The organism is Acidovorax sp. Root217, from assembly GCF_001428645.1.
In the GTDB taxonomy this organism is placed as follows: Bacteria; Pseudomonadota; Gammaproteobacteria; order Burkholderiales; family Burkholderiaceae_C; genus Acidovorax.
Map to the genome: position 1 here is coordinate 404 of NZ_LMIH01000021.1, position 1,269 is coordinate 1,672.

General features: G+C 65.2%; 1 protein-coding gene. It reads left to right on the forward strand.

What is annotated here, in order from left to right; translation table 11 throughout:
- Positions 1–1,269 (forward strand): hypothetical protein (locus tag ASE31_RS19865; protein ID WP_200961137.1); only part of this gene is annotated, 1,269 nt, incomplete at both ends.

A 1,269-nucleotide genomic window follows, 5' to 3' on the forward strand; every position in this document is an offset into this window, starting at 1 on the left:
TGGCACCACCCGCTCGCTGAGCACCACGGGCAATGTCGAAGTGATCTCGGGCACCAGCTTTGCCGTGACCCTGGCCGGCGCCGACCAGGTGGCTGTGGAGGCGCTGTTCAACAAGAACGGCACCACCTCCACCAACGGCACCACCTACAACCTGGCCGCCGCCGACGACTGGAACAGCGTGGTCACCGGCGGCGACATTGCCGATGCCACTTCGCCCATCACGGTCAGCAACGTGGCTGTCCCGACCATCACCAGCTCCGTCTACAACGCCAACACCGGCGTGCTGACGGTCACCGGCACCGGGCTCACAGCTGCGTCCGGCGCGGCCAATGACATCGTGGCCAACAAGCTGAGCCTGCAGGGCGAAGGCGGTGCCAGCTACACGCTGACCACCACCAGCAATGTGGAGATCACCAGCGGCACCAGTTTCACGCTGACCCTGAGCGCGGCCGACCGCCTGGGTGCCAACCTGATCATGAACAAGAACGGCACCAGCTCCACCAGTGTCAATACGTACAACCTGATCGCCGCAGAGGACTGGGCCGCCGGGGCAGACGCCGCCGTGGTGGTGGCCGACCCGACGGGCAATGGTGTCACGGTGACCAATGTGGTGGCCCCCACCGTCACCAGCGCCACTTACAACGTGGCCACCGGCGTGCTGGTGGTCACGGGCAACAACTTCCTCTCGCTGACCGGGGCGAACAATGACATCACGGCCAACCGCATTCGCTTTCTGGGCCAGGGGGCGTTCAACTACACGCTGACCGATACGTCCAATGTGGACATCACGTCCAACACCAGCTTCACCATGACCATGAGCGCCAACGACAAGGCCCAGTTGGCGTTGCGGCTGAACAAGGATGGCACGAGCTCCACCGACACCACCACCTACAACATCGGCATGCTGGAGGACTGGAACACGGGTGCGGCCGTGGCGGTGGTGATTGCGGACCTGTTTGGCAATTCGGTCACGGTCTCTGGCAACAACGTGGCGCCCGCCGTGAGTGGGGTCGTGGCGGGGCAGGCCGTCAACGACAACGCAACGGTCTCGCCGTTCGCGGGCATCGTCATCAGCGACCCGGACGTGGGTGCTTCGGAGACGGTGATCATCACGCTGGACATGGCTGCCAAGGGCGCGTTCACTGCGGCCTCGCTCACGGCCTCGGGCTTCTCCACCGCCGATGGCGGGCTCACGTACACCCATGCGGCAGGCACACCCGCCGACATCCAGGCCGCGCTTCGCGCCCTGGTGTTCAAACCGGCAGTGGG